Consider the following 22,618-nt stretch of genomic DNA (forward strand, 5'->3'; position numbering starts at 1 on the left):
GTTACTCCGCCGTCTGTTCCGCAAAGAGCTGTAGCTGAATTTCGCCCGCCTCTTCCAGTTCACGGGCAATGCCCATGATTTCGCGGCGGATCTGTTCGATACGGCTGACCGGCACCGGCCCCAGACGCGCGGTGATCGCTTCCAGTTGCTGCGCCTGACGTTTTGGCATCACCGCGTAAATGGAACGGCGCAACAGGGCTTCGGTGCCTTTCAGCGCTACCGCCCAGTCTTCCATCGGTACTTCGTCGAGCAGACGTCGACGCACCTCTTCGTTCTGGCGGCTGAGGATAAAGAAGTCGTACATCTCATCCTGAAGCTGCTCCAGCACGTCTTCGTCGCGCTCGCGCATCTGGTCGAGGATCACCTGCTGGTTGCCCTGGAAGCGGTTGACGATATCCGCCGCCTGTTTGATGCCTTTCACCTTCGAACCGTGTTCCGAAAGCACCGACAGGCCGCGTTCGATCAGCCTGTCCAGTTCATCCACCACGTCGCGGTTGACGTCGTTGAGTTTCGCCACCCGATAGAGAATTTCGTTTTGCACCGATTCATTGAGATACGAGAGCACCGCTGCCGAGATTTCCGGCGTCAGAAACGCGAGGAACACCGCCTGCAATTGCAGATGTTCTTCGGAGATCAGCATCGCCAGCTGGCGTGGTTCCACCCATTGCAGGCGCGCCATCCGCGAGCGGATCTCATCGCCGTAGATGCCGTTGATCACGCTGCTGGCGATCTCGGTGCCTAGCGCTTTGTTGAGAATGCCCTGCAACATAGATCGCGACGCGCCGTTGATCCCGCTCTGTTCGCGGAACTCATCAAAGAAGTTGTTGATCACTTTGCGCGCCATGCTGGTTTTGACACCGGAAAGCCGCGCCATGTTTTCGCTCAGGCGCACCACTTCTTCGCGGCTGAGTTTTTGCATCACCGTCGCCGCCGCTTCTTCGCCAAGGCACAGTAGCAGGATCGCCGCCTGTTCCAGGTAGCTGTTGCTCTTATTTGTTGTCAATTCGCTCATTGCTGGTGATCCATTGTCTGAGAACTTCGGCTACGCGATCGGTGTCGCTCATGGCCAGTTTTTGCAGGAACTCGAGTTTTACTTCGAGGCCGGAACTCTGCGAAGGCAGGCTGTCATCGCCGGGTAGCGACGGCAGATCGACGTTTTTGCGCTCCTCTTCCGGCATGGCGATCCACGGTTCGCTGACGGCTTCCGGTTCTGGTGTGATAACCGGTGCACGTACCGCCGTCAGCCGTTTCATTACCGGGCGCACCACAAAGAACAGCAACAACAGCGCCAGCAGGCCGCAGCCAATCAGCCGCACCCAGGCCAGCACGCTGTCGTCTTTCCACAGCGGAATAATTGGTTCGACCGGCACCGCCTGCGGCACAAAGTTAAGCAGCGATAAGGTGAGATTGTCACCGCGCTGGACGTCGATCCCGGCGGCATTGTTCAGCAACGCGGTCAGTTGCGTGGTCTGCTCCGGCTTCCAGTTTTTCAGCGCCGGAGCGTTTTGATTGAGCACCACCGCCACGTTAAGGCGTTTCACCGCAAAGCCGGGATGCTGAATATGCTGGACGCTGCGGTCGTAAGAGTAATCGCGCTTGCTTTCGCTGTGTTTGGATAACGCTTCCGGCGAGCGGTTTTCTTCCGTACCGTTGGTCATCTGATTCGCTGCAATCGGCGGGCGGTTGCTAAGCGAACCGGGCACGCCCATCGCCACCTGATTGGTGTCGCTGTCCAGCACGCTCTCTTCGCGGTTTATTTTCGGTGCGTCGCCGTAGTGTTCCTGGGTTTCGTCGATGGTGCTGAGATCGAGATCCGGCATCACGCTGACGCGGTAATTCTCCGTGCCAACCAGCGAATCCAGCACGTTCGCCACGCTGGCGCGGGTTTTGTCCTGGATATCTTTGAGGATCTGATCGCGTTTACGGGTAGCGGCAGAGACTGCCTCGCCCGCGCCAATGCCGTCGGTCAGTAGATTTCCCGCTTGATCGACCACGCTGACTTTGCTGGCCTGTAGCCCCGGAATACTGCCGGACACCAGATGCACAATGGCGTTCACCTGGTCCATATTCAGCTTCGCGCCATAATGCAGACGCACCACCACCGAGGCACTGTTTTGCGGCGCATCGCTGACCACAAACGAGCTTTCTTCGTTGAGCGCCAGATGCACCCGCGCACTCTCCACCGCGTCCAGCGACATAATGCTCTGCGCCAGCTCCCCTTCGAGGCTGCGTTTATAGCGCACGTTCTGCACGAACTGACTGCTGCCGAGCACTTCGTCTTTGTCCATGAGCTCGTAGCCGCTGGGCAATATCGCCTGCACGCCTTTCGCGGCAAGGGTCATGCGCGTTTTCGACAGTTCGTCTTCCGGCACCAGAATCTGCCCGCTTTGCGGGTCGATGCGGTAGGTGAGCTTTTCGCCGTCCAGCACGGTGACAATTTGCGACACGGGCAGATTTTCCTGGCGTCCGTAGAGCGAGACGTAGCCGCGATTCCCCGTCCACAGCACGCTGACGATAATCGCCGTTGCCGCAACGGCAAGCCCCACTCCCGCCATCAACGCCCAGCGTTTGTTATCTGCAAGACGCAGTCGAAACGCCGGAAACGCCTGGGTTAACTTCTTTATTTGTGCATTCATAGGGTTAGATCGACATACTCATCAGATCGTTAAATCCGGTGGCGATTTTGTTGCGCACCTGCACCAGCGCGGAGAACGAGAGCGACGCCTGCTGGCTGGCGATCATCGCCCCGGCGAGGTCATCACTTTTGCCCGTGTCGACAGCCGTTTGCTGCTGCTCCGCCACCTGCTGGAACTGGTCAACGTGACCGAGTGCGCCGGACATAATGCGATTAAACGACACGTCCGGGTCGGTGGAACTGAAGGTCATGGCGGGTAGCACCGGTGCCTGGGCGTTGGCCTGCATCCGCTGCACGTCCTGCATGATTTGCGCCTGCATGGTGCTGTTGATTGTGGTAATGCTCATTTTTAACTTCCGGGTCAGGAGAAAACTTCGATACCTTGCTTGCGCATGGAGGCCAGTCGATAGCGCAGTGCGCGCGGGGTAATGCCTAACAGGTCGGCGATTTTGCTGCGGTTGCCCTGATATTTACGCATCAGGTCGGCGATATATTGATATTGCGCGCTTCGTCCGTGCTGGCCCAAATCGCTGGTTTCGGCAATGTGGACGGCGGGCTGAACAGGCCATTGCAGTTCGCTGTGGTCAGCAACGTCCGTTTCCGGCAGGCCTAAGGCATCCGGGAAAATCACGCCGTCGCGATTTAAAATCATTCCACGCTGAATGGCGTTTTCGAGCTGGCGCACGTTGCCGGGCCAGCGGTAATTGAGCAGCGCCCGGCGGGTAGATTCCGACAGGGTGATATTTTTCACCAGCACCGTGGAGTATTTTTTAATAAATGACTCTGCCAGCGGAATAATATCGTTCAGACGTTCACGCAGCGGCGGCATGGTAATAGGAATCACCGCCAGACGATAATAGAGATCTTCACGAAAACGCCCGGTGGCAACTTCCTGTTCAAGGTTTTTATTGGTGCAGGCAATCAGGCGAAAATTGAGTTTGATTTGTCGGTTGCTGCCTAATCGCTCAACCTGTTGTTCCTGCAAAACGCGTAATATTTTGGCCTGTAACGCCAGCGGCATTTCACCAATTTCATCGAGCAATAAGGTGCCGTTATTCGCCAGCTCCATTTTTCCTGGCACGCTGGCAATTGCGCCGGTAAATGCGCCTTTGTCGTAGCCAAATAAGGTCGCTTCCAGCATATTTTCCGGGATCGCCGCACAGTTCACGCCGATATAGGGCGCGTTATCATTTTCACCAAAGGCTACGGTGTGAATATATTTCGCCACGCACTCTTTCCCCGCGCCGGTTTCGCCCTGAATGAGCACCGGTACGTTAAAGGCGGCGACACGCTTTGCCAGAGTAAAAGCGTTAATGCTGGAAGCGGCAGTTGCAATAAGTTCAGACATAGGGTGAACGATATCAGTAGCGACAGAAAACAGGATGTTCTGAAGCGTATCACCGGTGGGATTAACAAGTTCGAATTAAACGATAATAAAAATATTATTTGTTTATAAACAACCAGTTAGCAATGTAGGCCGGATAAGGCGTTTACGCCGCATCCGGCAATTGCGTGCCGATGCCTGATGCGACGCTGCGCGTCTTATCAGGCCTACAGTTTGTGCAATGTTTTATGACGATGCCCGATATCTCGCCCGTTAATAATTTAATTATTTTTTCACCCTATTAATAATTTGCCCCTTTCACTCCCCCTCTATTTAATACCTCACCTTGTGTCACAGCCGGATTTGCGTGCACAGAAACGCCCATACCATTACAGCAGAGAAAGTAAGCCATGCTGAAGTACAGTAAAACGCCAGGCATCTTTAAATTAGAAGGTAATCGGCTTGGACGCCCCTACCATCGCCTGCCGACCCTGTTTACGGGGAATTTTGACGTAATTGATTCGCATCTTGGCAGCTACTTTCTCAAAAAGCATCGCAGCAATATCACCCTAAAAAAGATTGGCTGCGAAATGGATATTATTAATAAAAATGCCGAGCTGATGGTTTCCCAGGTCGGGCATCTGGCGTTTGATATTGATCGCTCCTTATTGTTAATGCTGCTGGGCAATTTTTATGGTCTGGAATCGTCTCTTGAAGAAGCGAAATCACACAATGGATTACCGACCAAAACGGAAACTCGTTTAAAAAACCGACTCGCGCTGGATATCTGCACGCTGATATTTAATCTGCAAACCTCCGGTATTGCGCTGAAATTAAAACTGGACAGCAGCACGGTGATTACCCACTGGGCGTATCAATTAACCTTTACCCTTGCGGGCGATGAAGAGAGCAGTTTTCGTATTTTGCTCGACGACGCCCACACCGATTTTATTTTGAATCTGATCCGCCACAGCGAGCACAGTAAACCGCAGCAGGTGGCGAAATCCGTTAATAAACCGGCCCTGATTAAAGAAATCATCCGCTCCCTGCCGCTGACCCTGAACGTCAAAATCGCCGAGCTATCGATGAATGTCGCCGATCTGGCGCAGATAAAAGCCGGGGATATTTTACCCATCTCGCTGGGAGAAACGTTCCCGGTGGCGATTGGGCAATCTGAATTATTTAGCGCCCTGATTGTGGAAGACAAAGACAAACTGTTTTTGTCGGAGCTGGCGGGCAAGAATGAGAATAGCCATGAGTAAACAAGACGATATTTTAGCCGGGGATTTTGGCCTCGCCGATGAAGTTGCGCCTGTCACGAAATCCGCCGACGCCGAAACGCTGGTCACCCGCCTGGAAGACCGCTTTTCCGACTCGATGACGCTGCTGAAACGCATTCCGGTGACCTTAACGCTGGAAGTGTCGTCGGTGGAAATTATGTTAGCCGACCTGCTTAACATCGACGACGACACGGTGATTGAGCTGGATAAGCTCGCCGGGGAGCCGCTGGATATCAAAGTGAACAATATCCTGCTGGGCAAAGCGGAAGTGGTGGTGGTCAACGAGAAGTACGGCCTGCGCGTGCTGGAGTTTAACACCCGCGATATCAACGACCTGGCACCATGAAACGCCGCACTCAACTGGCGCTGGGCCTTGGGCTGCTGGCGCTTGCGCCGCTGGCGTTGGCCCAGGGTGGCGATATTGCGCTACTTAACGTGGTGACCCACGGCAACACTCAGGAGTACAGCGTCAAAATTCAGGTACTGATTCTGATGACCCTCGTCGGTTTGCTGCCGACGATGGTGCTGATGATGACCTGCTTTACGCGCTTTATTATCGTGCTGTCGCTGCTGCGCCAGGCGCTGGGGCTGCAACAAACGCCGCCGAACCGCATTCTGATAGGTATTGCGCTCTCACTCACCCTGCTGGTAATGCGCCCCATCTGGCTCAATATTTACGACCACGCGGTAGTGCCGTTTGAAAACGATCAGATTACCCTGACCGATGCGTTAAGCACCGCCGCGACGCCGCTAAAACGCTTTATGCTGGCGCAGACCGACAAAAAAGCGATGGCGCAAATCATGACCATCGGCGGCGCGAAGGGCAATGCCGCCGACCAGGATCTCTCCATCGTGGTGCCCGCCTATGTACTGAGCGAGCTGAAAACCGCTTTCCAGATTGGCTTTATGATTTACATCCCGTTTCTGGTTATCGACCTGATTGTCGCCAGCGTACTGATGGCGATGGGGATGATGATGCTGTCGCCGCTGATTGTTTCGCTGCCCTTTAAACTGATGCTGTTTGTGCTGATTGACGGCTGGTCGCTGACCATCGGCACGCTCACCACCAGCATTCGCGGGCTGGGGCTGGGCTGATTATGTTGACCGTAGACGTAGCCGCCGACATTGTCGCCAGCGGTATTAAAGTAGTGATTTTGCTGGTTTCGGTACTGGTGGTGCCGAGTTTACTGGTCGGCCTGCTGGTGAGCGTGTTCCAGGCGGTGACGCAGATTAACGAACAGACCCTGAGCTTTTTGCCAAGGCTGATTGTCACGCTGGTGGTGCTGGGGGTGTGCGGCAAATGGATGATTATCCAGTTGCATGATCTCTGCATTCATCTGTTTAGTCAGGCCGCCCTGCTGGTGCATTAAGATGCGCACAAGCGACGTTACGCAACTGACGGATTTGGCGCTGGGGCTGTGGTTTCCCTTCGTGCGCATTATGGCGTTTCTGCGCTATGTGCCGGTGCTGGATAACAGCGCCCTGACCGTGCGTGTGCGGATTATTTTGTCGCTGGCGCTGGCAATCATCATCACGCCGTTAATTCCGCATCCCATTCCCCACGATCTGCTATCGCTCAACAGTCTGATCCTGACGGTGGAGCAAATTTTATGGGGCATGTTATTCGGATTGATGTTTCAGTTTCTGTTTCTGGCGCTGCAACTCGCCGGGCAAATTCTCTCGTTCAATATGGGGATGAGCATGGCGGTGATGAACGACCCAAGCAGCGGCGCATCGACCACCGTGCTGGCGGAATTAATTAACGTCTACGCGATCCTGCTGTTTTTTGCCATGGACGGGCATCTGCTGCTGGTAAGCGTGCTGTATAAGGGCTTCACCTACTGGCCGATTGGCAACGCGCTGCATCCGCAAACCCTGCGCACCATCGCGCTGGCCTTTAGCTGGGTGCTGGCGTCCGCATCACTGCTGGCGCTGCCGACCACTTTTATCATGCTGATTGTGCAGGGCTGCTTTGGCCTGCTTAACCGCATTGCGCCGCCGCTGAACCTTTTTTCGCTCGGCTTTCCCATCAACATGCTGGCGGGGCTGGTTTGCTTCGCCACCCTGCTCTACAACCTGCCGGATCACTATCTGCATCTGGCGAATTTTGTGTTGCAGCAACTCGACGCGCTGAAAGGTCACTATGGCGGATAGCAGCAGCGAAGAAAAAACAGAGAAACCCTCGGCGCAAAAGCTGCGTAAAGCGCGTGAAGAGGGGCAACTGCCGCGCTCGAAGGATATGGGGCTGGCGGCGAGCCTGTTTGCGGCGTTTGTGGTGATCTCCAGCAGCTTCCCGTGGTATGCCGATTTTGTGCGTGAGAGTTTTATCAGCGTGCATCAGTACGCGCAGGAGATTAATAACCCGGATGTGATCGGCCAGTTTCTGCGCCATCACCTGTTAATTCTCGGCAAGTTTATTCTTACCTTGCTGCCGATGCCCGCCGCCGCACTGCTCTCCTCGCTGGTGCCTGGCGGCTGGCTGTTTCTGCCGAAAAAAATCCTCCCTGATTTCAGCAAAATTAGCCCGTTAAAAGGGATTGGGCGGCTGTTTTCCAGTGAACATCTGGCGGAAACGGGAAAGATGACGGCGAAGTCGGTGGTGGTGCTGGTGATGCTGTGGATTAGCCTGCGCAATAACTTTGCCGCCTTCCTCGGCCTGCAAGCGCTGCCGTTCAAACTGGCGATGAATGAGGGTTTGTCGCTCTACGCCAGCGTGATGCGCAACTTTGTCATCCTGTTTATCTTCTTTGCGCTTATCGACGTGCCGCTGGCGAAAGCCCTGTTTACCAAAGGGCTGAAGATGACCAAGCAGGAGCTGAAAGAAGAGTACAAAAATCAGGAAGGCAAGCCGGAAGTGAAGACGCGCGTGCGACGGCTGCAACGGCAGCTGGCGATGGGGCAAATCCGCAAAGTGGTGCCGAAAGCCAACGTGGTGATCACCAACCCGACCCACTACGCCGTGGCGTTGCAGTATGACCAGTCTCGCGCCGCCGCGCCGTTTGTGGTGGCAAAAGGCACCGATGAAATCGCCCTCTATATTCGCCAGGTCGCCGCTGAGAATCAGGTGGAAGTGGTCGAGTTCCCGCGGCTGGCGCGCTCGGTTTACTACACCACGCAGGTGAACCAACAAATTCCGTTTCAGCTTTACCGGGCCATCGCCCACGTTCTGACCTACGTCCTACAAATGAAACACTGGCGCGAGGGCGCACAGCCGCGCCCGGCTCTGAACAGACATATTTCCATTCCCAAAGAGGTGCTTAAACTGGATGGCGAAAACAACTAAATCGTTCCTCGCGCTGCTGCGCGGCGGTAATCTCGGCGTACCGCTGGTTATACTTTGTATTCTGGCGATGGTTATTCTGCCGCTGCCGCCTGCGCTGCTGGATATTCTGTTCACCTTCAACATTGTGCTGGCGGTGATGGTGCTGCTGGTGGCGGTGTCGGCGAAACGACCGCTGGAATTCAGCCTGTTCCCGACCATTTTGCTGATCACCACTTTAATGCGCCTGACGCTCAACGTCGCCTCTACGCGCGTGGTGCTGTTGCACGGACATCTCGGTGCGGGCGCGGCGGGTAAGGTGATTGAGTCGTTTGGTCAGGTGGTGATTGGCGGCAACTTTGTCGTCGGCTTTGTGGTGTTTATCATCCTGATGATCATCAACTTTATCGTCGTCACCAAAGGGGCCGAGCGTATTTCCGAGGTTTCTGCCCGCTTTACCCTGGACGCGATGCCCGGTAAGCAGATGGCGATTGACGCCGATCTTAACGCCGGGTTGATCAACCAGGCGCAGGCGCAAACACGGCGTAAAGATGTTGCCAGCGAGGCCGATTTCTACGGCGCGATGGACGGGGCATCGAAGTTTGTGCGCGGCGATGCCATCGCCGGGATGATGATTCTGGCGATCAACCTGATCGGCGGCGTCTGTATCGGCATCTTCAAATACAACCTGAGCGCCGACGCCGCCTTCCAGCAATATGTGCTGATGACCATCGGCGACGGGCTGGTGGCGCAGATCCCGTCCCTGCTGCTCTCCACCGCGGCGGCAATTATCGTCACCCGCGTCAGCGACAACGGCGATATCGCCCATGACGTGCGCCACCAGCTGCTGGCAAGCCCGTCGGTGCTCTACACCGCCACCGGGATCATGTTTGTGCTGGCGGTGGTGCCGGGGATGCCGCATCTGCCATTTTTGCTGTTCAGCGCCCTGCTTGGCTTTACCGGCTGGCGGATGAGCAAACGCCCGCAGGCGGCGGAGGCGGAAGAGAAAAGCCTCGAAACACTGACCCGCACCATCACCGAAACCAGCGAGCAACAGGTCAGTTGGGAAACCATTCCGCTGATCGAGCCTATCAGCTTAAGTCTCGGCTACAAGCTGGTGGCGCTGGTCGATAAAGCCCAAGGTAACCCGCTCACCCAGCGGATTCGCGGCGTGCGGCAGGTGATATCCGACGGTAACGGCGTGCTGCTGCCGGAGATCCGTATTCGGGAAAACTTCCGTCTCAAGCCCAGCCAGTACGCCATTTTCATCAACGGCATTAAGGCTGATGAAGCGGATATTCCGGCGGATAAACTGATGGCCCTGCCCTCCAGCGAAACCTACGGCGAGATTGACGGCGTACTGGGGAATGACCCGGCATATGGGATGCCGGTCACCTGGATTCAGCCTGCGCAGAAAGCGAAGGCGCTGAATATGGGGTATCAGGTGATCGACAGCGCCAGCGTGATTGCTACCCATGTAAATAAGATTGTGCGCAGCTATATTCCTGATTTATTTAACTATGACGATATTACGCAGTTGCATAATCGTTTGTCGTCGATGGCACCGCGACTGGCGGAAGACTTAAGCGCGGCGCTCAATTACAGCCAGTTGCTGAAAGTGTATCGCGCGCTGCTGACCGAAGGCGTTTCCCTGCGCGATATCGTCACCATCGCCACCGTGCTGGTCGCCAGTAGTGCGGTGACTAAAGATCATATCCTGCTGGCGGCCGATGTGCGCCTGGCGCTGCGGCGCAGTATCACCCATCCGTTCGTTCGCAAGCAGGAGCTGACGGTGTATACGCTGAATAATGAGCTGGAAAATCTGCTGACCAACGTGGTGAATCAGGCGCAACAGGCCGGCAAAGTGATGCTCGACAGCGTGCCGGTAGACCCGAATATGCTCAACCAGTTCCAGAGTACGATGCCGCAGGTGAAGGAGCAGATGAAAGCGGCGGGGAAAGACCCTGTGCTGCTGGTGCCACCGCAGTTGCGCCCTTTGCTGGCGCGCTATGCGAGATTGTTTGCGCCGGGGCTGCATGTGCTGTCGTATAACGAAGTGCCGGACGAGCTGGAGTTGAAGATTATGGGGGCGTTGATGTAGGTATCCGGCATCTGCGCACAACCGCCGGATGCGGCGTGAACGCCTTATCCGGCCTACTGTTAAAGCACAGATTTGTAGGCCGGATAAGCGTAAGCGCATCCGGCATCGGCGCGCAATTATACAATGATACGCTCCCCGGCACTAAAATCCGTTACGTCCCCCGCCCAATCGATGGGATATAACCCCTTCGCGACATCGCGATGAAACGTTGAGAATGGCCAATCACTCACTTGCTTTACCCAGCCATGTTTTACTGGATTTATATAAATATAATCAACATGATGGCGATAGTCTTTGGTATTGCGGATGGCGTGCTCCCAAAAACGCGGTTGCCAGATATTTTGCAATCCACAAGCATGGGTGAACTGTTTTTTAATCTCCCGCCAGCGAGAGGAAAAATCATCATCGCTTTCGGGTAATGTCCAGATACAGTGCATATGCTCCGGCAAAACTACCCAGGCGTTAATTTCAAAAGGTCTGGCTCGCTTAACGTTAATAATGACTTTACGGAGCATCTGGAACTGAGCGGTCAGAAGATGGCTTCGACGATTTCGTAGGTTAACCGTGAAAAACCAGGTTCCCCCTTTGATGTAATAACGACGATATTCAGACATGGCGACTCCTTTTTCTCAACGGTAAGAAGAAAAGGAAAGGTCGGCAATGAGGTGATGGAATAACGGGAAAGCGGCTCGCATAAACGCACAGATTTGTAGGCATGATAAGACGCGCCAGCGTCGCATCAGGCATCGGTGCACAATTGCCGAATCCGGCGTGAACGCCCTCTCCGTCCTACAAAATCGTCTCTTCCGTCAAAATCCGCCGCGCGCCTAAAAAATGATCCTGCCAGAAAGGTTCAGCTAACCGGCTTATCCGAATGGTTTCGCCGGTACGTGGTGACTCGATAAACTGACCGTCTCCCAGATACACCCCCATATGATCGGCTATCTCGCGGCTGTGAATATGGAAAAACAGCAAATCTCCCCGGCGCAGGTCGTTGTTCGCCACAATCGTTGCCCGATGGTAGTGATACATCTCATTGGCTGTGCGCGGGAGCTTCGCCTCAAGGATCTTGTTGTAGGCATAAAAAACCAACCCGCTACAGTCGAAGCCTTTATCGGGCCGCGTGCCGCCCCAGACATAAGGCTTGCCAAGCTGCTGCTCCAGGCGGTGAATCGCCACTTCGGTGATGTTATGCAGGTGATCGCTGCTTAAAAAGTGGTTGTTTTCCGCCAGCGCCTGCCAGCGTCTGTCACTCGCCTTGAGCGGCGCAGGAAACCATTCTGGATGCTGTTTTATCTGTTCGCGGTTGTGCTGGCGCAGCGCCTTTCTGCTTTCGGCATTGCCTTCCACAATATAGCTGGCCTGCTTTTTCAGATGAGTTTGGTACTGTTTTAATAAACGCGCACGGTTTTGCATCCGCTGGCGGGCGGCGTAGCTGAAAGAGATATGTGATGTGGTGGCGCTGGCAAATGAAGAAAACGGCAAGCAAAGCAACAATAATCCCGACAACACAAAAGAGGGAATCGACGGCAAGGACATACTCAATAATGGCTGGTCATGCATTGATGTTGCAGTGTATCCCGGCCCGTACCTGAACAAACTTAATAAACCATTATTATAAAATTAATAAATATATTTCAGTTAATTATGTAAAAACATCCGTTTATTAAATTACTCATAGATTGTCGCTGTTGCTCATTTGAGCTACAATTCAAGCTGAATAAATATACAGCACAGGAGATACCCCAATGGCTGCTAACGCGTTTGTTCGCGCCCGAATCGATGAAGATCTGAAGAATCAGGCGGCGGACGTACTGGCCGGGATGGGGCTGACCATCTCTGACCTGGTTCGCATAACCCTCACAAAAGTCGCGCGTGAAAAGGCATTGCCGTTTGATTTACGCGAGCCTAATCAATTAACTATTCAATCAATCAAAAACAGCGAAGCTGGCGTTGGTGTTCATAAGGCCAAAGACGCCGATGATTTATTTGATAAATTAGGAATTTAAATATGATTCAAAGGGATATTGAATACTCGGGACAATTTTCAAAGGATGTAAAACTTGCACAAAAGCGTCATAAGGATATGAATAAATTGAAATATCTTATGACGCTTCTTATCAATAATACTTTACTGCTTCCAGCTGTTTATAAAGACCACCCGCTGCAAGGTTCATGGAAAGGTTATCGCGATGCTCATGTCGAACCGGACTGGATCCTGATTTACAAACTTACCGATAAACTTTTACGATTTGAGAGAACTGGAACTCACGCGGCGCTCTTTGGGTAAAGCCCGCTGCCGATGAAATTTGTAAACCCTGCGCCGACAGGCTTGCGTAAAACTCTTTTGGTGATAATGTGAGCCTTCCCAATCCAGACTATTCCGATTTGGGATCCATTTTGCCGTCCTGGCGTGTGTAACCGTTTTATCAAGGAATAAGCAGTATGCGTAAAATCGCATTAATTCTTGCGATGTTGTTGATCCCGTGCGTTTCGTTTGCCGGTTTGCTGGGCAGCAGTAGCTCGACCACGCCAGTGAGCAAAGAGTATAAGCAGCAGTTGATGGGATCCCCTGTCTACATCCAGATCTTCAAGGAAGAACGTACGCTCGATCTCTACGTCAAAATGGGCGAGCAATATCAACTGCTCGACAGCTATAAAATCTGTAAATATTCCGGCGGCTTAGGGCCAAAACAGCGTCAGGGCGATTTCAAAAGCCCGGAAGGGTTTTATAGCGTCCAGCGTAATCAGTTAAAACCAGACAGCCGTTACTACAAAGCGATTAATATTGGATTCCCCAATGCCTATGACCGTGCACATGGTTATGAAGGGAAATATCTGATGATCCACGGCGATTGTGTTTCCATCGGCTGCTACGCGATGACCAATCAGGGTATTGATGAGATCTTCCAGTTCGTTACTGGTGCGCTGGTTTTTGGTCAGCCGAGCGTGCAAGTGAGTATTTACCCGTTCCGCATGACCGACGCCAATATGAAGCGCCATAAATATTCCAACTTTAAGGACTTCTGGGAGCAACTGAAGCCGGGCTACGACTACTTTGAGCAAACCCGTAAGCCACCGACCGTTTCTGTGGTCAATGGCCGTTACGTGGTCAGCAAGCCGTTAAGCCACGAAGTTGTGCAGCCACAGCTGGCATCAAACTACACGCTCCCCGAGGCAAAATAAGCGCCATTCGCCTGGCATAATCTTTTGCCAGGTTTCATTGCCCGTCAGCGGCTGTGTTGCAATCACCGTGACCACATCATTCGGTGTGGTCTGCGAGCTGAAGTCGATTTCCACATCCTGATCCAGCAACGTTGCCACGCCAAACGGCGCGCGGCGGGTGATCCAGTGTAAATTAGTCGAGCAATACGCCATTACATAGCGCCCGTCAGAAAGCAGCATGTTGAAAACGCCCTTCTGCCGCAGTTCATCCGCCAGTGAGGCGATATATTTAAACACTGCCGCCATGTTGCCCGGTGTGCGCGGGTAACGCTGCGTTAATTTATGCAGGAGCCAGCAAAAGGCTTTTTCGCTGTCGGTTTCACCGACCGGGCGGAAGTTGCCGGTTTCCAGTGATTTGTACCCCGTCAGTTGCCCGTTATGGGCATAAGTCCAGTTACGTCCCCATAACTCGCGGGTAAACGGGTGAGTATTTTCCAGCGCCACCTCGCCCCGATTGGCCTGGCGAATATGAGCCACAACCGAACAGGATTTTATCGGGTAGTCCTGGACAAGTTTGGCGATGGGGGAATTAAAGCTGGGTTGTGGATCTTTAAATGTGCGACAGCCTTTACCTTCGTAAAAGGTGATGCCCCAGCCATCTTTATGTGGCCCGGTTCCACCACCACGCTGTACAAGTCCGGTGAAACTAAAGCAGATATCGGTAGGGACGTTGGCGCTCATCCCGAGCAATTCGCACATGGGTAACCTCCACAACAGCGGGAGCGCATGGCCCCCGGCGAAGATTGATTAAAAAGTACAAAGGTTCAGGCTGTTACCCTCACCCCGGCCCTCTCCCTGAAAGGGAGAAAAGACCTTACTTAACCATCTCTTTTTCAATTAACTGGATCAGGATATGGATCACTTTAATGTGGATCTCCTGAATGCGGTCGGCATAACCAAAGTGCGGTACGCGAATTTCGATATCCGCTGTGCCAGCCATTTTACCGCCGTCTTTACCGGTCAGGGTGATCACTTTCATCCCCTTCTCACGCGCCGCCGCGATCGCTTTGATCACGTTTGCAGAGTTACCGGAGGTGGAGATCCCCAGCAGTACATCGCCTTCGCGACCTACCGCTTCAACGTAACGGGAGAAAATATCATTGAAACCAAAATCGTTACCGACGCAGGAAATATGACTAACGTCAGAAATGGCAATCGCCGGGTAGCCCGGACGGTTTTCACGGTAGCGACCGGTCAACTCTTCGGCAAAGTGCATAGCGTCGCAATGGGAGCCGCCGTTGCCACAGGAAAGCACTTTGCCACCGGCTTTAAAGCTGTCTGCTAACAGGACCGCCGCGCGCTGAATGGCGTGAATATTGGCGTCATCTTTTAAAAAGTTAGCCAGCGTTTCCGCCGCTTCGTTCAGTTCATTACGAATAAGATCCTGGTACATGAGGATATCCTTCAGCATAAATGTAATAGACAAAATGCAGTGTACCGGATACCGCCAAAAGCGAGAAGTACGGGCAGGTGCTATGACCAGGACTTTTTGACCTGAAGTGCGGATAAAAACAGCAACAATGTGAGCTTTGTTGTAATTATATTGTAAACACATTGCTAAATGTTTTCACATCCACTACAACCATATCATCACAAGTGGTCAGACCTCCTACAAGTAAGGGGCTTTTCGTTATGATGATTTTGAGTATTCTCGCTACGGTTGTCCTGCTCGGCGCGTTGTTCTATCACCGCGTGAGCTTATTTATCAGCAGTCTGATTTTGCTCGCCTGGACAGCCGCCCTCGGCGTTGCGGGTCTGTGGTCGGCGTGGGTACTGGTGCCTCTGGCCATTATCCTCGTGCCATTTAACTTTGCGCCTATGCGTAAGTCGATGATTTCCGTGCCGGTATTTCGCGGTTTCCGTAAGGTGATGCCGCCGATGTCGCGCACGGAGAAAGAAGCGATTGATGCGGGCACCACCTGGTGGGAGGGCGACTTGTTCCAGGGCAAGCCGGACTGGAAAAAGCTGCATAACTATCCGCAGCCGCGCCTGACCGCTGAAGAGCAAGCGTTTCTCGACGGTCCGGTAGAAGAAGCCTGCCGGATGGCGAATGATTTCCAGATTACCCATGAGCTGGCGGATTTGCCGCCGGAGCTGTGGGCGTATCTTAAAGAGCATCGCTTCTTCGCTATGATCATCAAAAAAGAGTACGGCGGGCTGGAGTTCTCGGCTTATGCCCAGTCTCGCGTGCTGCAAAAACTCTCCGGCGTGAGCGGGATCCTGGCGATTACCGTCGGCGTGCCGAACTCATTAGGTCCGGGCGAGCTGCTGCAACATTACGGCACTGACGAGCAGAAAAATCACTATCTGCCGCGTCTGGCGCGTGGTCAGGAAATCCCTTGCTTTGCACTGACCAGCCCGGAAGCGGGTTCCGATGCGGGCGCGATTCCGGATACCGGGATTGTCTGCATGGGCGAGTGGCAGGGCCAGCAGGTGCTGGGCATGCGTCTGACCTGGAACAAGCGTTACATTACGCTGGCACCGATTGCGACCGTGCTTGGGCTAGCGTTTAAACTCTCCGACCCGGAGAAATTACTCGGCGGTGCAGAAGATTTAGGTATTACCTGTGCGCTGATCCCGACCACCACGCCGGGCGTGGAAATTGGTCGTCGCCACTTCCCGCTGAACGTACCGTTCCAGAACGGACCGACGCGCGGTAAAGATGTCTTCGTGCCGATCGATTACATCATCGGCGGGCCGAAAATGGCCGGGCAAGGCTGGCGGATGCTGGTGGAGTGCCTCTCGGTAGGCCGCGGCATCACCCTGCCTTCCAACTCAACCGGCGGCGTGAAATCGGTAGCACTGGCAACGGGCGCGTATGCGCACATTCGCCGTCAGTTCAAAATCTCTATCGGTAAGATGGAAGGGATTGAAGAGCCGCTGGCGCGTATTGCCGGTAATGCCTACGTGATGGATGCTGCGGCATCGCTGATTACCTACGGCATTATGCTCGGTGAAAAACCTGCCGTGCTGTCGGCTATCGTTAAGTATCACTGTACCCACCGTGGGCAGCAGTCGATTATTGATGCGATGGATATCACTGGTGGCAAAGGCATTATGCTCGGGCAGAGCAACTTCCTGGCCCGTGCTTATCAGGGCGCACCGATTGCCATCACCGTTGAAGGGGCCAACATTCTGACCCGCAGTATGATGATCTTCGGCCAGGGGGCGATTCGTTGCCATCCGTACGTGCTGGAAGAGATGGAAGCGGCGAAGAACAATGACGTTAACGCGTTCGATAAACTGCTGTTCAAACATATCGGTCACGTCGGTAGCAACAAAGTTCGCAGCTTCTGGCTGGGCCTGACGCGCGGTTTAACCAGCAGCACGCCAACCGGCGATGCCACTAAACGCTACTATCAGCATCTTAACCGCCTGAGCGCCAACCTCGCCCTGCTTTCTGATGTCTCGATGGCGGTGCTGGGCGGCAGCCTGAAACGTCGCGAGCGCATCTCGGCACGTCTGGGGGATATTTTAAGTCAGCTTTACCTCGCCTCTGCCGTTCTGAAGCGTTATGACGACGAAGGCCGTAATGAAGCCGACCTGCCGCTGGTGCACTGGGGCGTACAGGATGCGCTGTATCAGGCTGAACAGGCGATGGATGATTTACTGCAAAACTTCCCGAGCCGCGTGGTTGCAGGGCTGCTGAATGTGGTGATCTTCCCGACCGGACGTCATTATCTGGCACCTTCTGATAAGCTGGATCATAAGGTGGCGAAGATTTTACAAGTGCCGAACGCCACCCGTTCACGTATTGGTCGCGGTCAGTACCTGACGCCGAGCGAGCATAACCCGGTTGGTTTACTGGAAGAGGCGCTGGTGGATGTGATTGCCGCCGACCCAATTCATCAGCGGATCTGTAAAGAGCTGGGTAAAAACCTGCCGTTTACCCGTCTGGATGAACTGGCGCATAACGCGCTGGCGAAGGGGCTGATTGATAAAGATGAAGCCGCTATTCTTGTGAAAGCTGAAGAAAGCCGTCTGCGCAGTATTAATGTTGATGACTTTGATCCGGAAGAGCTGGCGACGAAGCCGGTAAAGTTGCCGGAGAAAGTGCGAAAAGTTGAAGCCGCGTAATTGAATAACGGAGCCGAAAGGCTCCGTTTCTTTATCCGCTAATTATTTAAAATTAAAGCCATCCGGATGGTTTTCCAGGCTGCCGGTCAACGCCGCGAACAGCACCGTTTTACCATCAATAGAAAGCGCATCGTTCACATTCAACCAGGTGAGTTTCTCTTGCGACGTTTTCTCATCAATGGTCGAGAACAGCCCCGTCATCTGATTAGATTTCTCGGACCACATCACAGCGATACGTTGCGAGCCACAGTCATGCGGTTTGCACGCGCTCATCACCTGATACGTCTCATCTCCCAACGTTACGGTTTGTGCAGGGGTATAAGTACCGCCTTTCATCACCCAGGCAGGCAGCTTATGCCCTTGCACCATCTGATTAAACGCAGCTTTGGTGGTTTCGCCCTTTGCAAGGCTGCTAATGGTTAAATCATCCTGCGCCATTGCACTGGTGGCGATGACCAGAGCGGCGACTGTCGTTATTGCCTTAAACATCATTCCTCCCGAGCTTATCCTGCCCATGTTATTAACCTCCTAAAGCCTGGCGATAACACGATAATTTGCAAATCAGATATTTCCAATATCAGCATTTGTTATCAATTTATTCTGCGCTAAGGCAACTGCCTGATAAGGTGTTAGAGTTATAAAACCCTTCGCATAAAGGAGTTGTACACCGTGCCTGGTTTGAAGATTACGCTTTTGCAGCAACCACTGGTGTGGATGGATGGCCCTGCCAACCTGCGCCATTTTGATCGTCAACTGGAAGGTATTACCGGGCGCGATGTGATCGTTCTACCGGAGATGTTTACCAGCGGCTTTGCCATGGAAGCGGCAGCTTCGTCGCTAGCACAAGATGACGTAGTGAACTGGATGACAGCTAAGGCGCAGCAGTGCAATGCGCTGATTGCAGGCAGTGTTGCATTACAAACGGAGTCTGGTTCGGTTAACCGCTTTTTGCTGGTTGAGCCGGGCGGCACGGTACATTTTTATGATAAGCGTCATCTGTTCCGAATGGCAGATGAGCATCTGCATTATAAAGCGGGCAATGCGCGAGTAATTGTGGAATGGCGCGGCTGGCGTATTTTGCCGCTGGTGTGCTACGACTTACGTTTTCCTGTGTGGTCGCGCAATCTCAACGATTATGACCTCGCCCTGTACGTCGCCAACTGGCCTGCTCCGCGCTCTCTGCACTGGCAGGCATTGCTGACAGCCCGCGCGATTGAGAATCAGGCGTATGTGGCGGGATGTAATCGCGTCGGCAGCGATGGCAATGGCTGCCATTATCGCGGTGACAGCCGGGTGATTAATCCACAAGGCGAGATTATTGCCACCGCCGACGCGCATCAGGCAACGCGCATTGATGCGGAGCTGTCGATGATGGCATTGCGGGAATATAGAGAAAAGTTTCCGGCATGGCAGGATGCGGATGAGTTTAGGTTGTGGTGAGTGGGGGTTGTGTTTAGGGCCAGGGAAAGATTACGAAAGCCCGCTCCCCGCAAGGACTGACGCCAGATACTTTCTGTCCATGGCTGCTTTTCGCATCTTACGTCTTAACCCTGGCTCGAATACCTTATCATTCGTCAAAATATTAATAGCGATGTGCCGTATCCCTGAAAATAACTCTGCTGCATTTCCTCTTCTTATTTTGCAGTCGTCTTCATTCATTACCACGTCCAGACGCCAGTGCAGCTTATTCTCCACGTGCCAGTGGTTTCGAATTGCTGTGGCGAACTTCTCTGCGGTTAAATCAGCAGAACTGATATAATATCTGACCGTCATTTCTGGCTCTTTCTTTTGTTCTGCTATTATTGACCGAAAGGAGGCTGCCACGCATAATTTTTTCAGTCCTTTCAATTCAAACGTGAAATCAATAAGTTCATCAGGGACATCGCAAACAATATGAAGACGGATTTCTTCTCTGCCGTGACTCTTTTCACTCATTGCGTAACTGTCATGCTCTGGATTATTTAATTCTTTCAGCGGAAATTTTTCCTCGAAGGCTTTATTTAGCCGCCCCTGGTTTCCTTTTACAGCGAATAAATAATCACCGCCCTGTTTTTGTATCTTCTCTGCGATATCTTTCTGGCAACCCATCGCATCAGTTGTGATAATTTTTCCTTTAATATCCAGCATGTTAAGAAGTTCTGGGATAGCTGTGATCTCATTGGATTTCTCATCCGTCTTGATCTGTCCGATGACCAGACTGTGCATTGTTGAGAACGCACTAATGACATGAATCGCTCCCCTGCGGCGGCTCTTGTCATAAGAATGCCGGAGCGTTTTTCCATCAATTGCAATGACGCCTTTATCATCTGAAGAATGGCAGTCACGCATCCAGTTAATAAAGCACTCGTGAAATTTTGCAGGACTGATACAGGATACAACTCTGGCAATGGTATCGTGAACAGGAATACCATTTTCAAAATCACCATATTGCTTCAAAAAATCGAGATGTGTTTCCTCAAAATCCTCTATATCTTCCCAGCCTTCTGCACCAGAAATAACGGCACAAATAGTCAACAGTAGAATATCCGACAATTTATGTTCCACTTTCCAGGCTTGTCTGTAATCGGGGATAATAGAAATATGTCCCATCAATTTTTTAAGTTCCATTTTGTTCTCCTTAATTATGTAAGGAGTATTTGATCATGTATACGCAATAAAAAACAGCTTCAGGTAATGAGGAATATCTAAATTTTTAAACATAAAATGCGAATTACTTAGTACAAAAAGTGTACTTCTGATGATCTTTCCCTGAGCAGCGTTACGTGATCTTTCCCTGATCACCGCTCCCTGATACTCGTCCGTCAGCAGGTTGCCCGCTTTGTCGTAATAATAATGGTCATGGTCGTACATCTGACCCGTGCGGCTGGTCAGCAAGCCGCTGCGGTCATATCCAAAACACAACGTATCCGCCTACCTCCGTAGGGGTGAGCGTGACCTCCGCTATCTGGTCAAGACAACTCAAAAGTATGTAATAACATTTCCCTACTAATAGAAATCATAATGGAGATAATTCATCTTCATTCCAAACTAAATCATGCAAATTCCCCCAATATAAATTCACTTTATCAGAAATATCCGTTAAAACCTGAACTTCATGCGAGAAAACTTTTCTCTCATCATATACCTTATCTTTGCCATAAGAAATCACATCTACATTTTCCAACACCATGTCTAATGATTGCTGAAAAAAATCAATCTCTTTCGTTATGTAAAACTCGAACAAATAATACAGAGACAATAAAGCATTTTGAACATAAGAGCATTCTTTTTCTGAATAATCATCTGCATCAGGTATTATAGAATATATCTCATTTGTATCAATAATAATAGACTTACCTTCAACTATAATATCAATCCCATACTGTATATAATCACAAAAAAAATCATGTAGTTTAGTGTGATAAATCTTATCAAATAACAAAACAAGATTCTTTTGTCTGTTAATATAGATTAACCCAAGCATTAACTTTTTTTCTGGAGAGAAATCAACCACCTTTTTTAAGAAATCTTCCCCATATTCATTTAATATACTAACCATTAGCAATCTCCTGACCCCATACGATTTCTACTTTTTTTACCAGACATTGAGGTGTCTGTTGTCACTCCTTTGCTTTTCATCATATTTTCACAATCAATGCAAACCGGCCTGGAAGCATCTATATGTTCAATATTAGATACATTATTCATTATGGTTTCCTCTGCATGACCAACACCGTTCACAACATTAACACCATTATTTTCTGCCCAAACACGTTGAGATCTTGGCACTGTATCATTATTTGATGCTATATGATAATTCCCATCAGAATCGACGCCTATTGCTGTTGTTTTTCTTGATTGAGAACCCACATCCAACTGGCTATGGGCATCATTAACCATATCTTGAGTTTTACTTAAACCAAGAGGATCAAACCAACTTAAAGGATTAGGTGCATACCTGTAAAGATTCAGCCCGCCACGGATCGAAATCGGATCCTGGCTGATAAACCTCCCGCACTCCGGCGCATAATACCTGAACAGATTATAGTGCAGCCCCGTCTCTTCATCATAATACTGCCCCGGTAGCCGCAGCGGCTGCTCAAAGTACGCCCCGCTGTTGCTGATGTCGCCCCGGTTTTCGCCAAATCCCGCCTGGTAGCCTGCCCACACCAGCGTCCCGTCCGCCGCGGTCACCTCCTGCACCGTGCCCGTCAGGTCCGTATGGTAATACCAGATTTTTTGACTCTCTCCGCGCCCCGTGATGGCCGCCACTGGCGTGTACGGCTGTTCCGCGTCGTACAGGTATGTCCGCTTTCCCTGCCACGTTGTCTCCTGCAACAGCCGGAACCCTTCCCACACAAACGTCGTCCGGCTTCGTTCTCCCCGGTCCGTATGGCGGCCATATGTCGCCTTGCTGATACGCCTGCCCAGCGCATCATACTGATACCGCGTCTCGCTGTTGCTGCTGATGACCCGCGTTAACTGGCCCTGCGCGTTCCACTCCAGTTGCTGGTCTCTGCGCTCTGTCAGTTCGCCCCATTCGTTATAGCGGTAACGGTCACGCCCGTAGCCCGGCAGGCGGTTATCCGGCACCGCTCCCTGATATTCATCCGTCAGCAGGTTGCCCGCTTTGTCGTAATAATAATGGTCATGGTCGTACATCTGACCCGTGCGGCTGGTCAGCCAGCCGCTGCGGTCATAGCTGAACACCAGGCAACCGCGCAGTTTGTCATTGATG

23 protein-coding genes and 2 pseudogenes are annotated in these 22,618 nt (G+C 52.2%); 12 read left to right on the forward strand and 13 right to left on the reverse strand.

The features are described from left to right. Position 1 precedes the first annotated feature (1 nt). The 4 genes from ACJHX7_RS21210 to ACJHX7_RS21225 are packed head-to-tail and all read right to left on the reverse strand — an operon-like array spanning position 2 to position 3,983. The gene (locus ACJHX7_RS21210) at positions 2–1,012 is read right to left on the reverse strand and encodes a flagellar motor switch protein FliG (protein ID WP_001293168.1); all 1,011 of its coding nucleotides are present in this window, start codon (positions 1,010–1,012) and stop codon (positions 2–4) included. After that, positions 990–2,636 (reverse strand): flagellar basal-body MS-ring/collar protein FliF, encoded by a 1,647-nt coding sequence (fliF, locus tag ACJHX7_RS21215; RefSeq protein ID WP_000993684.1) that lies wholly within the window; start codon positions 2,634–2,636, stop codon positions 990–992. Before fliF ends, ACJHX7_RS21210 begins: the two co-directional genes overlap by 23 nt. Before the next feature lie 4 nt (positions 2,637–2,640). Next, entirely contained in the window at positions 2,641–2,982 is a 342-nt protein-coding gene (locus ACJHX7_RS21220; protein WP_000029088.1) for a flagellar hook-basal body complex protein FliE, read from the reverse strand. A 14-nt stretch (positions 2,983–2,996) separates the two neighbouring features. Beyond that, positions 2,997–3,983 carry a sigma-54 interaction domain-containing protein gene (locus tag ACJHX7_RS21225; RefSeq protein WP_094029779.1) on the reverse strand — a complete coding sequence of 329 codons (987 nt, stop codon included), beginning with the start codon at positions 3,981–3,983 and terminating at the stop codon, positions 2,997–2,999. A gap of 386 nt (positions 3,984–4,369) precedes the next feature. Here ACJHX7_RS21225 and ACJHX7_RS21230 point away from each other — a divergent pair, with 386 nt between their 5' ends. The 7 genes from ACJHX7_RS21230 to flhA are packed head-to-tail and all read left to right on the forward strand — an operon-like array spanning position 4,370 to position 10,599. Next, positions 4,370–5,221 (forward strand): FliM/FliN family flagellar motor switch protein, encoded by an 852-nt coding sequence (locus ACJHX7_RS21230; protein ID WP_094029780.1) that lies wholly within the window; start codon positions 4,370–4,372, stop codon positions 5,219–5,221. After that, the gene (locus ACJHX7_RS21235; RefSeq protein WP_000043091.1) at positions 5,214–5,585 is read left to right on the forward strand and encodes a FliM/FliN family flagellar motor switch protein; all 372 of its coding nucleotides are present in this window, start codon (positions 5,214–5,216) and stop codon (positions 5,583–5,585) included. The genes ACJHX7_RS21230 and ACJHX7_RS21235 overlap by 8 nt, the downstream gene beginning before the upstream one ends. Then, a complete protein-coding gene (gene fliP / locus ACJHX7_RS21240; protein ID WP_001570962.1) occupies positions 5,582–6,334 on the forward strand; it encodes a flagellar type III secretion system pore protein FliP in 753 nt (250 codons plus the stop codon). Before ACJHX7_RS21235 ends, fliP begins: the two co-directional genes overlap by 4 nt. A gap of 2 nt (positions 6,335–6,336) precedes the next feature. After that, on the forward strand, positions 6,337–6,609 hold the full coding sequence (locus ACJHX7_RS21245) for a flagellar biosynthetic protein FliQ (RefSeq protein ID WP_000958541.1): 273 nt from the start codon (positions 6,337–6,339) through the stop codon (positions 6,607–6,609). A 1-nt stretch (position 6,610) separates the two neighbouring features. After that, positions 6,611–7,393 (forward strand): flagellar biosynthetic protein FliR, encoded by a 783-nt coding sequence (gene fliR / locus ACJHX7_RS21250; protein WP_001260515.1) that lies wholly within the window; start codon positions 6,611–6,613, stop codon positions 7,391–7,393. After that, positions 7,383–8,522 carry a flagellar type III secretion system protein FlhB gene (flhB, locus tag ACJHX7_RS21255; RefSeq protein WP_094029781.1) on the forward strand — a complete coding sequence of 380 codons (1,140 nt, stop codon included), beginning with the start codon at positions 7,383–7,385 and terminating at the stop codon, positions 8,520–8,522. The genes fliR and flhB overlap by 11 nt, the downstream gene beginning before the upstream one ends. Continuing rightward, positions 8,506–10,599, forward strand: a complete 2,094-nt coding sequence (gene flhA / locus ACJHX7_RS21260; protein WP_094029782.1) for a flagellar biosynthesis protein FlhA — start codon at positions 8,506–8,508, stop codon at positions 10,597–10,599. Before flhB ends, flhA begins: the two co-directional genes overlap by 17 nt. A gap of 116 nt (positions 10,600–10,715) precedes the next feature. Here flhA and ACJHX7_RS21265 read toward each other — a convergent pair whose 3' ends face one another. Both ACJHX7_RS21265 and ACJHX7_RS21270 read right to left on the reverse strand, forming a co-directional pair. Further along, positions 10,716–11,213, reverse strand: coding sequence for an REP-associated tyrosine transposase (locus ACJHX7_RS21265; RefSeq protein WP_000006244.1), 498 nt, complete (start codon positions 11,211–11,213; stop codon positions 10,716–10,718). A gap of 175 nt (positions 11,214–11,388) precedes the next feature. Next, on the reverse strand, positions 11,389–12,138 hold the full coding sequence (locus tag ACJHX7_RS21270) for a C40 family peptidase (protein WP_094029783.1): 750 nt from the start codon (positions 12,136–12,138) through the stop codon (positions 11,389–11,391). Positions 12,139–12,347: 209 nt separating this feature from the next. Between ACJHX7_RS21270 and dinJ the strand changes: the two genes are divergently transcribed. The 3 genes from dinJ to dpaA all read left to right on the forward strand — a co-directional run bounded on the left by dinJ (position 12,348) and on the right by dpaA (position 13,785). Continuing rightward, a complete protein-coding gene (gene dinJ / locus ACJHX7_RS21275; protein ID WP_000729709.1) occupies positions 12,348–12,608 on the forward strand; it encodes a type II toxin-antitoxin system antitoxin DinJ in 261 nt (86 codons plus the stop codon). A gap of 2 nt (positions 12,609–12,610) precedes the next feature. Further along, positions 12,611–12,889, forward strand: a complete 279-nt coding sequence (gene yafQ, locus ACJHX7_RS21280; RefSeq protein WP_000615978.1) for a type II toxin-antitoxin system mRNA interferase toxin YafQ — start codon at positions 12,611–12,613, stop codon at positions 12,887–12,889. 155 nt (positions 12,890–13,044) lie between these two features. Continuing rightward, the gene (gene dpaA / locus ACJHX7_RS21285; protein WP_001225679.1) at positions 13,045–13,785 is read left to right on the forward strand and encodes a peptidoglycan meso-diaminopimelic acid protein amidase; all 741 of its coding nucleotides are present in this window, start codon (positions 13,045–13,047) and stop codon (positions 13,783–13,785) included. On the opposite strand, the gene ACJHX7_RS21290 is transcribed toward dpaA, so the two are convergent. Beyond that, positions 13,756–14,523: a class II glutamine amidotransferase gene (locus ACJHX7_RS21290; protein ID WP_000333380.1), complete on the reverse strand. Its 768-nt coding sequence runs from the start codon at positions 14,521–14,523 to the stop codon at positions 13,756–13,758. The genes dpaA and ACJHX7_RS21290 overlap by 30 nt on opposite strands. Before the next feature lie 115 nt (positions 14,524–14,638). After that, positions 14,639–15,217, reverse strand: coding sequence for a D-sedoheptulose 7-phosphate isomerase (lpcA, locus tag ACJHX7_RS21295; RefSeq protein WP_000284050.1), 579 nt, complete (start codon positions 15,215–15,217; stop codon positions 14,639–14,641). Positions 15,218–15,456: 239 nt separating this feature from the next. Between lpcA and fadE the strand changes: the two genes are divergently transcribed. Further along, the gene (gene fadE / locus ACJHX7_RS21300; RefSeq protein WP_094029784.1) at positions 15,457–17,901 is read left to right on the forward strand and encodes an acyl-CoA dehydrogenase FadE; all 2,445 of its coding nucleotides are present in this window, start codon (positions 15,457–15,459) and stop codon (positions 17,899–17,901) included. 42 nt (positions 17,902–17,943) lie between these two features. On the opposite strand, the gene ivy is transcribed toward fadE, so the two are convergent. Beyond that, the gene (gene ivy, locus ACJHX7_RS21305; RefSeq protein ID WP_001308392.1) at positions 17,944–18,390 is read right to left on the reverse strand and encodes an Ivy family C-type lysozyme inhibitor; all 447 of its coding nucleotides are present in this window, start codon (positions 18,388–18,390) and stop codon (positions 17,944–17,946) included. 180 nt (positions 18,391–18,570) lie between these two features. On the opposite strand from ivy, the gene yafV reads away from it, so the two are divergent. Beyond that, positions 18,571–19,341 carry a 2-oxoglutaramate amidase gene (gene yafV, locus ACJHX7_RS21310; RefSeq protein WP_001118041.1) on the forward strand — a complete coding sequence of 257 codons (771 nt, stop codon included), beginning with the start codon at positions 18,571–18,573 and terminating at the stop codon, positions 19,339–19,341. A gap of 30 nt (positions 19,342–19,371) precedes the next feature. On the opposite strand, the gene ACJHX7_RS21315 is transcribed toward yafV, so the two are convergent. The 4 genes and pseudogenes from ACJHX7_RS21315 to ACJHX7_RS21330 all read right to left on the reverse strand — a co-directional run. Beyond that, positions 19,372–20,508, reverse strand: a complete 1,137-nt coding sequence (locus tag ACJHX7_RS21315) for an ISAs1 family transposase (RefSeq protein WP_104888892.1) — start codon at positions 20,506–20,508, stop codon at positions 19,372–19,374. Positions 20,509–20,667: 159 nt separating this feature from the next. Then, positions 20,668–20,793: pseudogene (locus tag ACJHX7_RS21320) on the reverse strand (hypothetical protein); the annotation flags it as partial. 103 nt (positions 20,794–20,896) lie between these two features. Continuing rightward, the gene (locus ACJHX7_RS21325) at positions 20,897–21,439 is read right to left on the reverse strand and encodes a hypothetical protein (RefSeq protein WP_032170719.1); all 543 of its coding nucleotides are present in this window, start codon (positions 21,437–21,439) and stop codon (positions 20,897–20,899) included. Positions 21,440–21,786: 347 nt separating this feature from the next. Further along, positions 21,787–22,618: pseudogene (locus ACJHX7_RS21330) on the reverse strand (RHS repeat-associated core domain-containing protein); the annotation flags it as partial.

Origin of the sequence: Escherichia sp. WS1451, from assembly GCF_046487365.1 — a bacterium.
GTDB lineage: Bacteria > Pseudomonadota > Gammaproteobacteria > Enterobacterales > Enterobacteriaceae > Escherichia > Escherichia coli.

Bases quoted from the DNA above. Each gene is read 5' to 3' on its own strand.
- ACJHX7_RS21210 (WP_001293168.1), bottom strand. From the start codon at position 1,012: ATGAGCGAATTGACAACAAATAAGAGCAACAGCTACCTGGAACAGGCG.
- fliF (WP_000993684.1), bottom strand. From the start codon at position 2,636: ATGAATGCACAAATAAAGAAGTTAACCCAGGCGTTTCCGGCGTTTCGA.
- ACJHX7_RS21220 (WP_000029088.1), bottom strand. From the start codon at position 2,982: ATGAGCATTACCACAATCAACAGCACCATGCAGGCGCAAATCATGCAG.
- ACJHX7_RS21225 (WP_094029779.1), bottom strand. From the start codon at position 3,983: ATGTCTGAACTTATTGCAACTGCCGCTTCCAGCATTAACGCTTTTACT.
- ACJHX7_RS21230 (WP_094029780.1), top strand. From the start codon at position 4,370: ATGCTGAAGTACAGTAAAACGCCAGGCATCTTTAAATTAGAAGGTAAT.
- ACJHX7_RS21235 (WP_000043091.1), top strand. From the start codon at position 5,214: ATGAGTAAACAAGACGATATTTTAGCCGGGGATTTTGGCCTCGCCGAT.
- fliP (WP_001570962.1), top strand. From the start codon at position 5,582: ATGAAACGCCGCACTCAACTGGCGCTGGGCCTTGGGCTGCTGGCGCTT.
- ACJHX7_RS21245 (WP_000958541.1), top strand. From the start codon at position 6,337: ATGTTGACCGTAGACGTAGCCGCCGACATTGTCGCCAGCGGTATTAAA.
- fliR (WP_001260515.1), top strand. From the start codon at position 6,611: ATGCGCACAAGCGACGTTACGCAACTGACGGATTTGGCGCTGGGGCTG.
- flhB (WP_094029781.1), top strand. From the start codon at position 7,383: ATGGCGGATAGCAGCAGCGAAGAAAAAACAGAGAAACCCTCGGCGCAA.
- flhA (WP_094029782.1), top strand. From the start codon at position 8,506: ATGGCGAAAACAACTAAATCGTTCCTCGCGCTGCTGCGCGGCGGTAAT.
- ACJHX7_RS21265 (WP_000006244.1), bottom strand. From the start codon at position 11,213: ATGTCTGAATATCGTCGTTATTACATCAAAGGGGGAACCTGGTTTTTC.
- ACJHX7_RS21270 (WP_094029783.1), bottom strand. From the start codon at position 12,138: ATGTCCTTGCCGTCGATTCCCTCTTTTGTGTTGTCGGGATTATTGTTG.
- dinJ (WP_000729709.1), top strand. From the start codon at position 12,348: ATGGCTGCTAACGCGTTTGTTCGCGCCCGAATCGATGAAGATCTGAAG.
- yafQ (WP_000615978.1), top strand. From the start codon at position 12,611: ATGATTCAAAGGGATATTGAATACTCGGGACAATTTTCAAAGGATGTA.
- dpaA (WP_001225679.1), top strand. From the start codon at position 13,045: ATGCGTAAAATCGCATTAATTCTTGCGATGTTGTTGATCCCGTGCGTT.
- ACJHX7_RS21290 (WP_000333380.1), bottom strand. From the start codon at position 14,523: ATGTGCGAATTGCTCGGGATGAGCGCCAACGTCCCTACCGATATCTGC.
- lpcA (WP_000284050.1), bottom strand. From the start codon at position 15,217: ATGTACCAGGATCTTATTCGTAATGAACTGAACGAAGCGGCGGAAACG.
- fadE (WP_094029784.1), top strand. From the start codon at position 15,457: ATGATGATTTTGAGTATTCTCGCTACGGTTGTCCTGCTCGGCGCGTTG.
- ivy (WP_001308392.1), bottom strand. From the start codon at position 18,390: ATGTTTAAGGCAATAACGACAGTCGCCGCTCTGGTCATCGCCACCAGT.
- ACJHX7_RS21315 (WP_104888892.1), bottom strand. From the start codon at position 20,508: ATGGAACTTAAAAAATTGATGGGACATATTTCTATTATCCCCGATTAC.
- ACJHX7_RS21325 (WP_032170719.1), bottom strand. From the start codon at position 21,439: ATGGTTAGTATATTAAATGAATATGGGGAAGATTTCTTAAAAAAGGTG.